Origin of the sequence: Nocardioides sp. SLBN-35 (assembly GCF_006715725.1) — a bacterium.
Taxonomy (GTDB): Bacteria; Actinomycetota; Actinomycetes; order Propionibacteriales; family Nocardioidaceae; genus Nocardioides.
This window is the reverse complement of the sequence record NZ_VFNU01000001.1, coordinates 4,237,184-4,252,495: the sequence shown is the minus strand read 5'-3', so window position 1 is coordinate 4,252,495 and position 15,312 is coordinate 4,237,184. Positions and strand designations below refer to the sequence as shown.

The following is a 15,312-nucleotide window of genomic DNA, read 5'->3' as shown; positions in this document are numbered from 1 at the left end:
ATGGCCAAGTCGATCGTGGTGGAGAACGCCACCAAGTACTTCACGTTGCGCTACCACCGCACCTTCAAGGAGGTCGCGGTCGCCAAGGCCAAGGGACGCCAGACCACGGAGACCTTCCGTGCCGTCGACGACGTCTCGTTCACGGTCGAGCGCGGGGAGTCCGTCGGCATCATGGGCCTCAACGGCTCCGGGAAGAGCACGCTGCTCAAGATGATCAACGGCGTCATGCGACCCGACGAGGGCACCATCCTCACCCGGGGACGCATCGCCGGCCTGATCGCGACGGGCGCCGGCTTCCACAACCAGCTCACCGGCCGCGAGAACCTCTACCTCAACGCCGCCATCCTCGGCATGACCGGTCCCGAGATCAGCCGCAAGTTCGACGACATCGTCGAGTTCGCCGACCTCGGTGCCACCCTCGACGGACCGGTGGGGCACTACTCGTCGGGCCAGAAGGCGCGCCTGGGCTTCGCGATCGCGATCCACGTCGACTCCGACATCTTCCTCGCCGACGAGGTGCTGGCCGTCGGCGACAAGCCCTTCCGGGTGAAGTGCATGAGGAAGATGCGCGAGATCCGCAACAGCGGCGACCGCACCCTCTTCTACGTCAGCCACTCGCCGGAGTCGGTCATCAAGATGTGCGAGCGCGTGCTCGTCCTGGAGAAGGGCCGCCTCGGCTTCGACGGCGACCCTGTCGAGGCCGTCCACTACCTGCGCTACGACGAGGACGACGACATCGACGACGAGTCGCTCGCCAACGACATCTGAGCGGCGGGCGCGCCGCCCGTTGAACGCCCGTGGTCACCCGCAAGGGGACCACGGGCGTTCGTCGTTGCGGGCTCAGATACCCCTGCCCGGGGCCGATCTACAAATTTGCATGCGACCGGCGTGTCGAGTGGAAATTACATGATTGTAGTTACTCACGATCTCTTCCCAACGCGTGTGACGCATGTGAAAGTTGCTACTCGTGTGACACCTTCCCCGCACACACGTCTGGAGCAGAACCATGTCGCCGTACCCCACGGAGATCCCCGAGCACACCCGGCGGAGCCGGTTCGTGACGCTGTGCCAGCAGGCGCTGGCCCTGGCTGTCGTCGTCGCCGTCCTCACGCCCGCCGCACGCACCGTGACCATGGAGGTCCGCCCCGCCGAGCCGGGCGGCACGCCCGTGCCCGGCGCGGTCAGCCTGCAGGCCGCGACCACGCCGCTGACGGTGCCGACCGCGACCGTCGACCCGACCGTCACGTCGTACGCGCTGACCCCGACGCCGAACGGCGTCAGCGGCCGGGTCACGCTGCACGGCAGCGTGAAGGAGCTGGCCGACGGCGGTGACAAGGTCACCAGCGACGCACTGCCCGTCCAGGGCTACGGCACGGTCGGTGTGACCTGGGCGCACGGCGTCGCGGTCCCCGAGGACGGGATCACCGTCGACGTGCGCACCCGCACCGGCGACACCTGGAGCGACTGGACGGCCGCCGACTACCACGACGAGCACGGGCCCGACCCCGACAGCGAGGAGGGACAGCGCTCGCGCCCCGGCACCGAGGCGGTCCTGGTCGGAGACGTCGACCAGGTCCAGGTCAAGGTCGAGACGACCGACGCCGCGCCGGCCGACCTCCAGGTCGCCGTGATCGACCCCGGTACGCCGGCCGCCACCGCCAAGCAGGGCCCCGCCCTCACCTCCGGCGCGTCCGCCGCGACCTCGGGCGAGGAGAGCGCGCGGCCCGGGACCGACGGCGCGATCGCGATGCAGGCGGCCTCGACCGCCGCGCCGCAGCCGCAGATCTACTCGCGGGCCCAGTGGGGTGCCCCGGAGGACGCGAGCTACAAGCCGAAGTACGGCACCATCAGCGCCGGCTTCGTGCACCACACGGTGAACGCCAACGACTACACGCCCGAGGAAGTGCCGGCGATCCTGCGCGGCATCTGGAAGTACCACGTCAAGACCCGCGGCTGGTCCGACATCGGCTACAACTTCCTCGTCGACCGGTTCGGCCGGATCTGGGAGGGGCGCGCCGGTGGCATCGACAAGCCGGTCGTCGGCGCCCACACCCTCGGCTACAACGACTACTCCTTCGCGATGTCCGCGATCGGGAACTACGAGACCGCCCAGCCCACGCCCGAGATGATCAACGCGTACGGCGCGCTGTTCGCCTGGAAGCTGTCCCTGTCGGGAGTCGACGCCGCGTCGATGAGCCAGAAGGTCGGCAAGGGCACCTTCGCCGCGATCAGCGGTCACCGTGACGCCGGGAAGACCGCCTGCCCGGGCAAGTACCTGTACGCGCAGATCCCGACGATCCGGGCGATCGCGGCCCAGGTGCAGCAGGGCGCACTGCTCGGCCAGCTCAACGGGAACTACGTCGGCTCGGCCAACCCGGACATCGTCGTACGCAAGGCGTCGACGGGCCGGCTGATGCTGCACGACCTCGACAGGTCCAGTGGGAGCTGGGTCCTCGGTGCCGCCGTGAAGACCAACGTCTGGGCGCCGTGGGCCAAGCAGGTGCTGCGCGTCGGCGACTGGGACGGCGACGGGCTCAACGACCTGATGGCGATCCGCAAGTCCGACAAGGCCCCGGTCCTCTTCCGCGGCGCCGGTGGCGGGATGTTCCAGCCCGCGCAGGTGCTGCCCGGGACCTTCGCCACCGTCAAGATGCTCGCTGCGGTCGGGGACGTCACCGGCGACAAGCTGCCGGACCTGATGGGCCAGCCGAAGGGCGGCCAGATGCAGGTCTACCCGGGCAACGGCGTCAACGGCTTCCTCTCCGTGGTCCCCGCCGCCGGCCAGGTCCCGGGCAAGCGGTTCGTGCCGATGGGGCGTTGGAACAAGGACGGCTCACCGGACGCGCTGGTCCGTGCCGGAAGCGTGCTCTCGCTCTACGCCGGCATCCTCCCAGGCGGGTGGGCACCGGCGAAGACGATGAAGACCGGCCTCAGCGGCTACGACTGGGTGATCGGCCTCGGCCCGATGGCCAGCGGCGGCAAGGTCGTCGTGGTCCGCAACAAGGCGACCGGCTCGGTGTACGCCGTCGAGAAGGTCAAGGCCAAGAAGCTCGGCGCGCCGCTCTTCTTGAAGAAGCGCACGAAGTTCGACCTCGCGGGCTAGGCCTGCGAACCGATCCGTCCTGGTCGTTCAGGCGGGGAAGCGGGCCGTGGCGTGCTCGGCGACGTACGTCGCCTCGAGCCGCTCCGGCTCGGCCCGGACGACCAGGACGAGCGAGCCGCCCGCGAGGAGCGGCTCGCAGAGGATCGCCGGCTCCGAGACGGGGTCGGCGACCGCGAGCAGGCGGCCGTCGCCGACCAGACCGGTGGCGGCCGCCTCGCTCCACAGCTCGGCCTGGCTCAGCGCCCGGCCACCCACCTCGAGGGCGGGATCGTCGGCCTGCGGCGGGTCCCAGGCCTGGAAGGCGTCGGGCTGGGACCACACGTCGATCCCGACGTCGGTCACCCCGGCCGGGACCGGTTCCTTGAACCGGACGCCCAACGGCAGCAGGGCGCACGCCAGGACGGCGAGCTCGCCGGACCTCCCGGCCCACTCGGCCAGGGTGTCGGGCCCGCAGACGACCGCGGCGAGGTCGGCGGCCTCGGCGGTCGTTGCCACCAGGCCGCAGTTCCACGCGGCGCCGAGGAAGACGGTCCCGAGCCAGTGCGGCGGCAGGTCGATCGCGATCCGGTCGCCGCGCTCCAGGCCCAGCTCGTCGACGAGCAGCGAGCTGGCCTTCGCGACCCAGTTGGCCCAGGTGGTGACCGACAGCTCGACCCGCTCACCACTCGCGTGGTCGTAGAAGGTCACCAGCGGCTGTCCGGGGTCGGTGCGCAGGCGGGCGGCCAGGACCGCGGGGAAGGTGGTCGGCGTCGTCACGGTCCCGAGCCTAGGTGCGGGTGGGCGGACGTGACGCCGTAGGGTGCGGCCATGCTCCTCGACGAGATCCCCGGCTTCTGGGCCGTGGTCCCCGCCGGCGGTGCCGGGACGCGGCTGTGGCCGCTGTCGCGCTCGCACGCTCCCAAGTTCCTCCACGACCTCACCGGCTCCGGGCGCACCCTGCTCGAGCAGACGTACGACCGGCTCGCCCCGCTGGTGGGCGACCGGGTCCTGGTCGTCACCGGCGCGGCGCACCGTACGGCCGTCCGCGGCCAGCTCCCGACCCTGCCCGAGGACGCCGTCGTGGCCGAGCCGTCCGCTCGCGACTCGATGGCGGCGGTCGGTCTGGCTGCCGCCCTCCTCGAGCGCCGCGGCGCCGAGGTGATGGGCTCCTTCGCCGCCGACCACGTCATCGCCGAGCCGGAGCGCTTCGCCGCGTCCGTCGCCGAGGCCGTCGCCGCCGCCCGCGACGGCTGGCTGGTCACCATCGGCATCGAGCCGACCTTCGCGTCCTCCGCGTTCGGCTACATCCGCCAGGGCGAGCCGCTCCCGGGCCACGCGGTCGCGCGCCGGGTCGTCGAGTTCGTGGAGAAGCCGTCGGTGTCGGTGGCCGAGGAGTACCTCGCGACCGGGCAGTACCGCTGGAACGCCGGCATGTTCGTCGTACGTCCGACGGTGCTGCTCGACCTGCTCGCCGAGCAGGACCCCGGCTTCGCCGCCACCCTGCGCACCATCGCCGCCGAGCCCGAGCGCCTTCCCGAGCTCTGGGAGACGCTCCCGAAGATCGCCATCGACCACGCGGTGGCCGAGCCGGCGGCCGCCGCCGGCAAGGTCGCCACCATCCCCGGCGGCTTCGCCTGGGACGACATCGGCGACTTCGACTCCCTCGCGACCCTGCTCGGCGACGATGACGCCTGCACCGTCCTCGGCGACCCCGCGCTCACCCACCTGATCGGCGCCAGCGGCATCGTCGTCCCGCGATCGGGGCGGACCGTCGCGGTCATCGGACTCGACGACGTCGTCGTCGTCGACACCCCCGACGCGCTGCTCGTCACCACGCGGGCGCGGGCCCAGGAGGTCAAGAACGTCGTGGCTGCGTTGAAGGAGCAGGGCCGCACCGACCTGGTGTGAGGGCCGGGGCTGGGTGCGGGGGAGCTGGCCGCGGGGGGAGCTGGCCGCGGGGAGCTGGCTGCGGGGCTGGTGCGTCTCACAACCGACTCACGGTGTTTGTTTGGCGCTCGCTTCGCTCGCGCATGTCGCGCGCGCTTTGACGCGTTGCCTTCCTCCGCTCCGCTCGCTGGCGCTCGCTTCGCTCCGTCCAGGCAACGCGGCGCGCCCGACGAAAAGACACTCAGCTGCACGTGATGCGCTCAGGCATCACCTGCGGCTGAGCCTCGTCGCGCCGCCCGCCGTTTCTGGACGGAGGAGCGAGCGAGGAACGAGCGAGCGGGGGAGGAAGAAACGGCGCCAAAAGGCGGCGCGACATGCGCGAGCGAAGCGAGCGCCAAACTAGTACGCGTAGGGCTCCGGGGCGTCGGTGAACGGGTACTTGTCCATGAACTTCTTCAGCGCCGCGCCGCTGACCTCGGAGCAGTACTGCCAGGCGCCGTACTGCTTCTGCGTGTCGGGGTCGACGCGCCAGTGGGTGAAGGCGATGTGCTGGCCCTTCGGGAAGGACTTGCCGATCTCCTTCTCGTCCGCCTTGGTCCACGGGGCGACCTTGAACTTCAGCCGCTGGTTGGTGTCGTTGGCGTCCATGATCTTGGCGATGGCGCGCATGGCCGCGACTTCGGCGGCGTCGTCGTTCGCGGTGGTGTCGTACCAGAGGATCGTGTAGCCGTGCTCGCTGTTGTGGATCAGCTGCTCGAGCTCGGGGCGGGAGTCCTCGGTGTAGAAGCGGTCACCGATCGGGGTGGGTGCGACGCCGGCGACGTTCCAGTGCGCGCCGAAGGCGGGCGGGGCGTCCTTGTAGTCGACCTGCTGGCCCTCGGGGACGTGCTCGCCGCTGCCCGTGGCCTCCTTCTCGGTGATGTCGCCGCACACGCTGGCCGAGGCGCCGATCTGGGCGACGCTCTTGCCCTTCCACTTCTGGTCGTTGACCATGTCGCGGACCTTCGGGTAGAGCGCAGCGCCGACGATGACGAGCGCGACCGCGACGCAGACGCCGACGATGGCCATGCCCTGGCGCTTGTCGGCACGCTTCTGCTTGCGCCGGATGTCGTCGATGACTTGGCGGCGCTCCGACTTCTCGGACTTGCTGGACTTGGCCACGTGCGGGGTACCTCGTCTTGGTCGTGAAGGGCATGCCGGGAGCACGCCCGTGCGGCGAACGCGGTGAGTCTACGGAGTCACCGGTCGAAACCGCAGGTCGGTGTCGACATCGCCGGTCTCGGTGCTCTGCCAGCCGTGGGCGAACGCCACGATGTCGGCAGCGGCCCGCCGCTCCCTGTCCGTGTGTACGACGTCCGCGGCCGTCGCGCGGGCGGTGACCCCCGCGCGGCCGAGCGCGGCGACGAACTCGACGGCGTCGACGGGGCTGCCGAACGGGGTGCGTGCGGCCGGGTGCGCGGCGACGGCCTGGATGACGGCCTCGCGGGCGCCGTACCCGAACAGGTCGGCGCCGTCGGCGCGGATGAGGGCGCGGGCGCCGGGACCGTCCTCACCGGGGGCGAGCACGAGGTCGGCCCGACCGCGCAGCACCGCGCACGGGCGGGCGCCGAGCTTGCCCTGGGCGAGCTCGACGGCGGAGGCGATCTCGTCGGCGACGGCGGGGGCGGTGACGGCGAGCTCGTTGCCGTGGGCGTCGACCCGGCCGGCGAAGGACTCCAGCACGGCCAGCCCGGCGGCGCCGATGGCGATGTCGGTCTGGCCCTCGCGCCAGGCCCGTCCGGCGGTGTCGGTGACGATGACGCCGACGTTGACGCCGCGCCGCTCGGCGACCGCGGACCGCAGGGCGCGGGCGGACGCGTCGGGGTCGAGGGGGAGCAGGACGATCGAGCCGGCGGTGACGTTCGAGGCGTCGACGCCGGCGGCGGCCATGGTCAGGCCGAGGCGGTTGCGCACGATCCGGGTCGGGCCGCGGCGGGCCACCAGGCGCTCGGTCTCGGCGTCGATCCAGGCCTCGCGGTCGCCGTCCTCGATCCGGCCCTCGGCCTTGCTGACCACCTTGCTGGTGACGACGAGCACGTCGCCGTCACGCAGGTCGTCGGGACCGAGCGCGGCGAGCAGGGCGGTGGCGAGGTCGTCGCCCGGCCGGATCTCGGGGACGCCGTCCGGTGCCGTCACGCTCAGCATCAGCGCACCAGCTCGATCGCGGCCGCGGCCATCGCGGCGGTGGCGTCGTGGTCGGTCATCATCAGCGGTACGGCGGCCGCGCGGATCCCGGCGGCCTCGAGCCGGGGCACCTGGGCGGCGTCGCGCTCGTCGACCAGCCAGCCGTCGAGCACCCCGCCGGCCTCACGGGCGCCGTAGTTGAGCCCGACGCCGGCCGCGCTGACCTCGACGCCGATCGAGGTCAGCATCTGCTCGGCCATGCCACGCACGTGGCTGTCGCCGACGATGGGGGACAGGCCCACGACCTTCGCGTCGGTGGAGCGCACGGCGTCGCGCAGGCCGGGGACGCCGAGGATGGTGCCGACCGACACCACCGGGTTCGACGGGGGCAGCACGACGAGGTCGGCACCCGCGATCGCGTCGAGCACGCCGGGCGCGGGGGAGGACTGGTCGAGGCCGACGAACACGACCTGCTCGGCGGGGACCTCGGCGCGCAGCCGGACCCAGTACTCCTGGAAGTGCACGACCCTCTTGCCGCTGGCGCTCTCGGCGTCGGCGACCGCGATGTGCGTCTCGACGCGGTCGTCGGTCATCGGGAGCAGGCTCAGCCGGTCGCCGTACGTCGGCTCCAGCCAGCGCTTGCACAGCGCCTGCGTCACCTGCGACAGCGGGTACCCGGCGTCGAGCATCTGGGTGCGCACCAGGTGGGTGGCGATGTCGCGGTCGCCCAGGCCGAACCAGGTGGGCTCGACGCCGTACGCCGCCAGCTCCTCCTTGGCGCTCCACGTCTCGGCCCGCCGGCCCCAGCCCCGCTCGAGGTCGATGCCGTCGCCGAGGGTGTACATCACGGTGTCGAGGTCGGGACACACCTTGAGGCCGTGGATCCACCAGTCGTCGGCGTTGTTGGCGACCACCGTCACGTGGGCGTCCGGGGCGACACCGGGTAGGGTTCCAGCGGCGATGCCGTGCAGCAGGCCTTGCAGGAAACGGGCTCCGCCCATGCCGCCCGAGAGGACGGTCAGCTTCCGCAGGGGTCGGCCGATTGATCCGCTGGCTGCCGCGTCAGGTGTCGAGTCCACGGGGGACAACTGTGCCGTGCCCGGAAAAGGCAGCGAGCACGGGGCTCCCCATAGCAGACTCAGCCTTGACTGTTTGGGTATGACACGTATGTAATTCCAGAGATGTCGTTCGGGGCATCGGGTCGAGACGTAAGGGGCGTAATCGTGAGGGAACTGTTCCTGGTCGAAGCAGAGACCGACGAGCTGGGGTGGCAGGAGCGCGCACTGTGCGCGCAGACCGACCCCGAGGCCTTCTTCCCTGAGAAGGGAGGATCGACGCGCGAGGCCAAGAAGGTCTGCCAGACCTGCGAGGTGCGCATCGAGTGCCTGGAGGCCGCGTTGGGCAACGACGAGCGCTTCGGTATCTGGGGTGGGATGTCGGAGCGTGAGCGCCGCAAGCTGAAGAAGCGAGCCGTCTAACGACGGCAACGGCACGGCGCCGGTCCCTGCCGACGGTTCGCCCCCTTCGGGCCGTCGGTCGTAGGGTCTGACCTCGTGTCGCAACAACCCGAGGTGGCTGTCCTCCTGGTCAGCCACGACGGCAGCACCTGGCTGCCGGCGGTCCTCGACGGCCTTCTCGCGCAGACCGCGCCCCCCGCGCGCGTGGTGGCCGTCGACACCGGCAGCAAGGACGGCAGTGCCGACCTGGTCCGGGCCGCGTTGGCCGACCAACTGCCCCTCGAGCAGCGGTCACTGCCCGGCGGCACCGGGTTCCCCGACGCCGTCGCCGAGGGCCTGCTCGTGCTGGGCGAGACCGGCACCGCACCCGAGTGGGTGTGGATCCTCCACGACGACGCGAACCCCGCGCCGGGCGCGCTCGCCGCGCTGCTCGCCGTCGCCGCGCAGCGTCCCGACGCCGACATCCTCGGCCCCAAGCTGCGCGAGTGGCCCTCGCTGCGCCGGCTGCTCGAGCTCGGCGTCACCATCAGCGGGACCGGCCGCCGCGAGACCGGGCTGGAGCGCGGCGAGTACGACCAGGGCCAGCACGACGAGATCCGCGAGGTGCTCGCGGTCAACTCGGCCGGCATGCTGGTGCGCCGCCGGGTGCTCGAGGACCTCGGCGGGTTCGACGCCGCGCTGCCGATCTTCGGCAACGACATCGACCTCGGCTGGCGCGCCGCCGCGGCCGGCCGCACCACGCTCGTCGTCCCCGACGCCGTCGTCTTCCACGCCGAGGCCGCCCACCGCGGCATCCGTCGCACGCCGCTGACCGGACGGCACACCCACTTCCAGGAGCGCCGCGCCGCGCTCTTCACGCTGCTCGCCAACGGCCGCGGCGCCACCCTTCCGCTGCAGGTGCTGCGGCTGACCCTCGGCTCGCTGCTGCGCGTGCTCGGCCTGCTCGGCGTCCGTGCCGTCGGTGAGGCGCTCGACGAGCTCGCCGCCCTGGTGTCCGTGCTGCGGCATCCCGGCCAGGTCCGCGCGGCCCGCCGGGCACGGCGCGCGGCGGCGACGGGTGACACCGACCGCGCCCGAGTACGACGCCTGCTGGCCCCGTGGTGGGTGCCCTACCGGCACGGCCTCGACTTCGCGGGCGACCTCGTCGCCGCCGCGACCAACCAGGCCGCCGACGTCGCCGACCGGCGCCGGATCGCGGCCGCCGAGCGCGACGCCGCCACCGCGCCTCCGGCGGCGCGGCACCGCGACGAGGACGAGGACTTCGCCGACACCGGCATCGTCGTGCGCTTCTTGACCAACCCGGTCGCCGTCGCGACCGCGATCACCGTCCTCGCGCTGCTCATCGGCGTGCGCGACGTCGTCGGGGGAGTGGCCGGCGGTGCGCTGTCGCCCGCGCCCGGCGGCGTCGGCGACTGGTGGGCGCTGCACCTCGAGGGCCGCCACCCGATCGGCTTCGGGAGCGACGTCCCGGCCCCGCCGTACGTCCTGCCGCTCGCGGTGCTCGGCCTGCCGTTCGGCCCGTCCCTGCTGATGTCCCTGCTCATGGCGTTCTCGGCCCCGCTCGGGCTGTGGGGCGCCTGGCGTTTCCTGCGCGTGGTGGGTCGCCTCGTCACGCCGTACGGCGCCCCGCGGTGGCTGCTGCTGTGGGGCTCGGTGACCTGGGCGCTGGTGCCGCTGGTCGCCGGCGCGTGGGGCGGTGGGCGCTGGGGGATCGTCGTCGCGGCGGCCGTGCTGCCGTGGATGGCGCACGCCGCGCTCGGCTTCGCCGACCCCGACGCCGGCCACCGCTGGCGCGCCGGCTGGCGCACCGGCCTCGCGCTCGCGCTGCTGACCGCGGTCGCGCCGCCCGCCTGGCTGGTGGTCGCGGTCCTGATCGCGGTGCTGCTCGGCATCGCCGTGCGGCTGCTGCCCGGCGAGGCCGGCGACCGCTCGGTGTGGGGGCCACCGGTGCTGGCTCTAGCGGTGCCGCTGCTCGTGCTGCTTCCGTGGTGGCTCCCGGCCCTGCTCGAAGGCGGGATCGCGGGCACGGTGCTCGACATCGGCCGCTGGCCGACGGCCGCGACCTCCGGCTGGGACCTGCTGGCCGGACGCCTCGGCGGCCTCGGCGCCCCCGTACCGGTCGGCTACGTGCTGCCGGTCCTGGCCCTGCTGGCGCTGGTGCCGCGGGCGACCCGGATCCCGGTCGTGGTGTGCTGGCTGGTCGCTGCCGTGACGGCGGTGGTCGCCGTACCCCTGGCCGTCGTGAGCATCGACATCGCCGGTCCGGTGGGCCAGCAGCCCGGGCTCGGCGCCGTCCTGCTGGTGCTCCAGGGGGCGTGGATCACCGCGATCCTGCTGGGCGGACTGTCCCTGCACCACCTGGGCGACCAGGCCAAGCCCGCCCAGGCCGTGTTGGCCCTGGCCGGCGCCGTGGGGCTGGTCGCGCCGCTCGTCGGCCTGGTGTGGTTCGCCGGCTGGGGCGGCGAGGAGCTCGACGACCCACCCGTGTCCGACGTCCCCGTCTACATGGCCCAGCGCGCCGAACAGGCCGAGCAGAACGGCGTCCTGGTGCTGCGCGGCAGCAAGGACACCGGCCTGCGCTACGACGTCCACCGCGGCGACGGGCTCACCGTCGGGGAGGACGAGATCGCCGCCCTGACGCCGGAGGACGAGAAGGTCACCGCGACCATCCGCTCGCTGGTCACCTCGCCCGACCCGGACGCGGTGGCCCGCCTCGCCGACCTCGGCATCCTCTACATCGTCCAGGCGGCGCCGGCCGACGGCTCGGTCGCCGCCGGCCTCGACGCCACCACCGGACTCGTCCAGGCCAGCTCCGAGCGCGGTACCCGCGCCTGGCAGGTCAGCCCGGAGCCGGGGCCGCTGCCGAGCCACCACGCCTGGCTGCGCTGGCTCCTGCTGCTGGTCCAGGCCGCCGCGATCCCGGTGCTGGTCGTGCTCGCCCTCCCGCCGCTGCGAAGGAACCGCGATGAGTGAGCCCCAGCAGACCCCGTCCCGGTCCGGCGGCCGCCGCGCATCCGTCGCCCGGCGTCGCCGCCTCGACCTCCTCGTGGCCCTGGCGATCGTGCTGCCCGCGGTCGTCGCGCTCGCGATCGGCGCCATCGGTGACGAGGAGTCCCCGGTCGCCGGGCCGCAGCCGCCGGGCACCGCCGAGCTCACCTCCGCCACCGTGGTCTGCCCGGGCGGCACCCGTGCCTCGAGCGCGACCCGGGTCGGCCGCACGCCCGGTGTCGCGGGCGGTGAGCTCGCGGTGCTGACCGCTCCGGCGGACGGCGCCGAGGCGGTCGCCGGCGCACCGGTCACCGCCGAGGCGGCGACGTCGGCCGTCGTACCCGACAGCTCCGGCCCGGTCGTCCTCGACGGCCGCGGTGCCGCCGCCCCCGGCGTCGTCGCCGGCCGCGACGACCCGCTGGCCGTGCCCGAGTGCCGCGCCCCGGCGTACGACGAGTGGTTGGTCGGCCTGGGCGCCACCGCCCGCTACGCCACCACGCTCGAGCTGGTGAACCCCGACGACGGCGAGGCGGTCGTCGACGTCGCGCTGTCCGACGCCGACGGGCCGGTCGAGGAGCCCGCCCTGCGCGGCATCCAGGTGCCGGCGCACGGCGTCCACCGCATCGACCTGGCCGCGTCGGCGCCGCGCCGCGAGCTGACCGCCGCCCACGTCACCGTGACCCGCGGCCGCGTCGCGCTCACCGCACGGACGACCCGCGACCAGCTCGGCCGCGGCCGGGTCAGCACCGACTTCCTGCCGAGCCAGGCCGCACCCGACACCGAGAACCTGATCCTCGGCGTGCCCGAGGGCGCCCGCGGCGCCACGCTGTTCGTCGCCAACCCGGGCGAGAGCGAGGTCCGCGCCCGGGTCCGGCTGGTGACCGCCGACGCCACCTTCACGCCGACCGCCGCCCCCGAGGTCGCGGTCGGCCCCCACGCCATGCAGGAGGTCGACCTCGGACCGCTGCTCTCCGGCGAGAACGGCGCCGGCGTGCTCGGCGTCGTCGTCGAGTCGGAGGACCCGGTCGCGGCGTCCGTACGGCTGGTCTCGCGCAAGGACCTCGTCCTGCTCGCGCCCGCGATCGAGGTGCGCGAGCCGACCGCCGCGGTCGTGCCGACGGGGGAGAAGACCCTGCTGCTCGGGCACGCCCTGCGCACCGGCGTCGTCCACGTGACGTCGTATGGCGCCGACGGGGCGGTCCTGCGCGAGGACCAGGTCGAGGTCGCGCCCGACCGGGCGGCCTCCCTCGCGCTGCCGCCCGAGGCTGTGCTCGTCGCCGTCGAGCCGCGCAACACCCGGATCGCCGGGGTCGTCTCGTTGCCGACGGGCGGTGCGCAGCCGGGGCTCGCGACGCTGCGGCTGCGGCCGGCCGAGACCCACGCCCGGATCCCGGTCGTCTCGCCGGACTGACCTCTCGGGGTCGGAGACGGTCAGTCGTCGTCGAGGTCGGACGGGTAGCGCGGGTCCACGTCGTGCGGCTCGATGCCGAGCAGCTCGGCGACCTGCTCGACCACGAGCGCCAGCACGATCGCCTCGAGGTCGGCCCGGTCGGCGGCACGGTGCTCGAGCGGCCGGCGGAACACCACCAGCCGGGTCGGCGTCGTACCGGACCCGCGCACGAGCGAGGACAGCGGCACCCGGCCCGAGTCCCAGTCGTCGGGGAGCTGGGGGGCGTCCTCGACGGCGTACTCCACCAGGCCGAGGTGCTCCGACCAGCGCGCGTCGATGTCGGTGACGACGTCGAGCATGATCTTGTCGAAGACCTCGCGGCGGCTGCGCGGCAGCGGCGGCCGGTGTCCGGTCGCGGTCAGCGGCTGCACCGCCGGGCCGCGCATCCCGCGTCCGCGCCGGTCGCGGCGTCGGCGGGGGACCAGCTCGTCGTGCTCCATGATCAGCGAGCCTATCCACCGCGCGCGGTGCGGGGAGGTAGCGTCAGCGCCGTGAGTGTGACGGCGAACGCGGGACCGCAGAGCCTGCGAACCTGCTCGCGCACGGCCTGCGGCCGGCGCGCGGTCGCCACGCTGACCTACGTGTACGCCGACTCGACCGCCGTCCTCGGCCCGCTGGCGACCTACGCCGAGCCGCACGCCTACGACCTGTGCGACGTCCACAGCGAGCGCCTCTCGGCCCCGCGCGGCTGGGAGGTGGTCCGGCTCTCGCTCGGCACCCAGCAGCCCGGCCCGAGCAACGACGACCTGCTCGCGCTCGCCGACGCGGTCCGCGAGGCCGCCCGCCCGGTCCGGCGCGAGCCGGTCGAGGCACCGCGCGAGCCCGGTCGCGAGGTGGCCCGCAAGGGGCACCTCAGGATGCTCACCACCGACTGACCACGCGGCACGGTAGATGCCCTAGGGTCTGGACATGGCCACGACCAGTCCTGACAACCTCGGCAAGGTCTTCAAGGCCTACGACGTCCGCGGTCTCGTCGGCGAGCAGCTCGACGAGGAGCTGGCGCGAGCGACCGGCGCGGCGTACGTCGAGGTGCTCGGCGTCGACGCGATGGTGATCGGCTACGACATGCGCCCGAGCTCGCCGTCGCTGGCCGGCGCGTTCGCCGACGGCGCGACGGCCGCCGGCGCCGACGTGACGATGATCGGCCTCGCGTCGACCGACCAGCTCTACTTCGCCTCCGGCCACCTGAACCTGCCGGGCGCGATGTTCACCGCGAGCCACAACCCGGCGGCCTACAACGGCATCAAGCTGTGCCGCGCGCTGGCGCAGCCGGTCGGCATGGAGAGCGGCCTCGCCGAGATCCGCGACCGGGTCGCCGCGGGCGGTGCGCCGGCCGCCGGCCGCCGCACCGGGTCCATCGACTCCCACGACGTCCTCCAGGCGTACGCCGCGCACCTGCTCACGCTCGCCCCGGTCACGGGCCGCCGGTTGAAGGTCGTCGTCGACGCCGGCAACGGCATGGCCGGCCACACCGCGCCCGCCGTCTTCGGCCGCCTCTCCGACCAGGTCGAGATGGTGCCGCTCTACTTCGAGCTCGACGGCACCTTCCCCAACCACGAGGCCAACCCGATCGAGCCCGACAACCTGGTCGACCTGCAGAAGGCGGTCGTCGCCGAGCAGGCCGACATCGGCCTGGCCTTCGACGGCGACGCCGACCGCTGCTTCCTCGTCGACGAGCGCGGCGACCTCGTCTCGCCGTCCACGCTGACCGCCCTCATCGCCGCCCGCGAGCTCGCCAAGGAGCCGGGCGCCACGGTGATCCACAACCTGATCACCTCGCGCGCCGTGCCCGAGATCGTCACCGAGCTGGGCGGTACTCCGGTCCGCACCCGCGTCGGGCACTCCTTCATCAAGGCCACGATGGCCGAGACCGAGGCGATCTTCGGCGGCGAGCACAGCGGCCACTTCTACTTCCGCGACTTCTGGCGCGCGGACTCCGGCATGCTCGCCGCGCTGCACGCGATGGCGGCGCTGGCCGAGTCCGACCGTCCGCTCTCCGACCTGCTCGCCGGCTACGCCCGCTACCCGCTCAGCGGCGAGATCAACAGCACCGTCGCCGACCAGGCCGCGGTGCTCGCCGCGCTGGAGGCGGCGTACGGCGGCCAGGACGGCGTCAGCACCGACAAGCTCGACGGCCTCAGCGTGGGGCACGCGGACTGGGCGTTCAACGTGCGCGCCTCGAACACCGAGCCGCTGCTGCGGCTCAACGTCGAAGGAAAGGACGAAGCCACCATGACCCGAGTCCGGGACGAGGTCCTCGCCATCATCCGGAGCGGAAGGTGAGC

13 protein-coding genes are annotated in these 15,312 nt (G+C 73.2%); 8 read left to right on the top strand and 5 right to left on the bottom strand.

Features of this window, described 5'->3' with window-relative positions:
• Entirely contained in the window at positions 1–768 is a 768-nt protein-coding gene (locus tag FBY23_RS20495; protein WP_141799830.1) for an ABC transporter ATP-binding protein, read from the top strand.
• Positions 769–1,006: 238 nt separating this feature from the next.
• A complete protein-coding gene (locus FBY23_RS20485) occupies positions 1,007–3,103 on the top strand; it encodes an N-acetylmuramoyl-L-alanine amidase (RefSeq protein WP_160158313.1) in 2,097 nt (698 codons plus the stop codon).
• Between the two features lie 27 nt (positions 3,104–3,130).
• Here FBY23_RS20485 and FBY23_RS20480 read toward each other — a convergent pair whose 3' ends face one another.
• Positions 3,131–3,859 (bottom strand): TIGR03089 family protein, encoded by a 729-nt coding sequence (locus FBY23_RS20480; protein WP_141799827.1) that lies wholly within the window; start codon positions 3,857–3,859, stop codon positions 3,131–3,133.
• Between the two features lie 51 nt (positions 3,860–3,910).
• Between FBY23_RS20480 and FBY23_RS20475 the strand changes: the two genes are divergently transcribed.
• A complete protein-coding gene (locus FBY23_RS20475; protein WP_141799826.1) occupies positions 3,911–4,990 on the top strand; it encodes a mannose-1-phosphate guanylyltransferase in 1,080 nt (359 codons plus the stop codon).
• Positions 4,991–5,368: 378 nt separating this feature from the next.
• Here the strand turns inward: FBY23_RS20475 and FBY23_RS20470 are convergent, their stop codons facing one another.
• The 3 genes from FBY23_RS20470 to cofD all read right to left on the bottom strand — a co-directional run bounded on the left by FBY23_RS20470 (position 5,369) and on the right by cofD (position 8,163).
• Positions 5,369–6,130, bottom strand: a complete 762-nt coding sequence (locus tag FBY23_RS20470; protein WP_260806107.1) for a DUF3105 domain-containing protein — start codon at positions 6,128–6,130, stop codon at positions 5,369–5,371.
• Positions 6,131–6,199: 69 nt separating this feature from the next.
• Entirely contained in the window at positions 6,200–7,153 is a 954-nt protein-coding gene (gene cofE, locus FBY23_RS20465; protein WP_141799825.1) for a coenzyme F420-0:L-glutamate ligase, read from the bottom strand.
• A complete protein-coding gene (cofD, locus tag FBY23_RS20460; protein ID WP_141801180.1) occupies positions 7,153–8,163 on the bottom strand; it encodes a 2-phospho-L-lactate transferase in 1,011 nt (336 codons plus the stop codon). The genes cofE and cofD overlap by 1 nt, the downstream gene beginning before the upstream one ends.
• Positions 8,164–8,355: 192 nt before the next feature.
• Between cofD and FBY23_RS20455 the strand changes: the two genes are divergently transcribed.
• The 3 genes from FBY23_RS20455 to FBY23_RS20445 all read left to right on the top strand — a co-directional run bounded on the left by FBY23_RS20455 (position 8,356) and on the right by FBY23_RS20445 (position 12,988).
• Positions 8,356–8,610 carry a WhiB family transcriptional regulator gene (locus FBY23_RS20455; protein ID WP_282428505.1) on the top strand — a complete coding sequence of 85 codons (255 nt, stop codon included), beginning with the start codon at positions 8,356–8,358 and terminating at the stop codon, positions 8,608–8,610.
• Positions 8,611–8,703: 93 nt separating this feature from the next.
• On the top strand, positions 8,704–11,562 hold the full coding sequence (locus FBY23_RS20450; RefSeq protein ID WP_160158312.1) for a glycosyltransferase family 2 protein: 2,859 nt from the start codon (positions 8,704–8,706) through the stop codon (positions 11,560–11,562).
• Positions 11,555–12,988 carry a DUF5719 family protein gene (locus tag FBY23_RS20445; RefSeq protein ID WP_141799822.1) on the top strand — a complete coding sequence of 478 codons (1,434 nt, stop codon included), beginning with the start codon at positions 11,555–11,557 and terminating at the stop codon, positions 12,986–12,988. Before FBY23_RS20450 ends, FBY23_RS20445 begins: the two co-directional genes overlap by 8 nt.
• A gap of 20 nt (positions 12,989–13,008) precedes the next feature.
• Here FBY23_RS20445 and FBY23_RS20440 read toward each other — a convergent pair whose 3' ends face one another.
• Entirely contained in the window at positions 13,009–13,467 is a 459-nt protein-coding gene (locus tag FBY23_RS20440; RefSeq protein ID WP_260806106.1) for a metallopeptidase family protein, read from the bottom strand.
• A 51-nt stretch (positions 13,468–13,518) separates the two neighbouring features.
• Here FBY23_RS20440 and FBY23_RS20435 point away from each other — a divergent pair, with 51 nt between their 5' ends.
• Complete coding sequence (locus FBY23_RS20435) at positions 13,519–13,902, top strand: DUF3499 domain-containing protein (RefSeq protein WP_260806105.1); 384 nt, start codon at positions 13,519–13,521, stop codon at positions 13,900–13,902.
• 34 nt (positions 13,903–13,936) lie between these two features.
• Positions 13,937–15,310 (top strand): phosphomannomutase/phosphoglucomutase, encoded by a 1,374-nt coding sequence (locus FBY23_RS20430; RefSeq protein WP_141799821.1) that lies wholly within the window; start codon positions 13,937–13,939, stop codon positions 15,308–15,310.
• Positions 15,311–15,312: the final 2 nt, after the last annotated feature.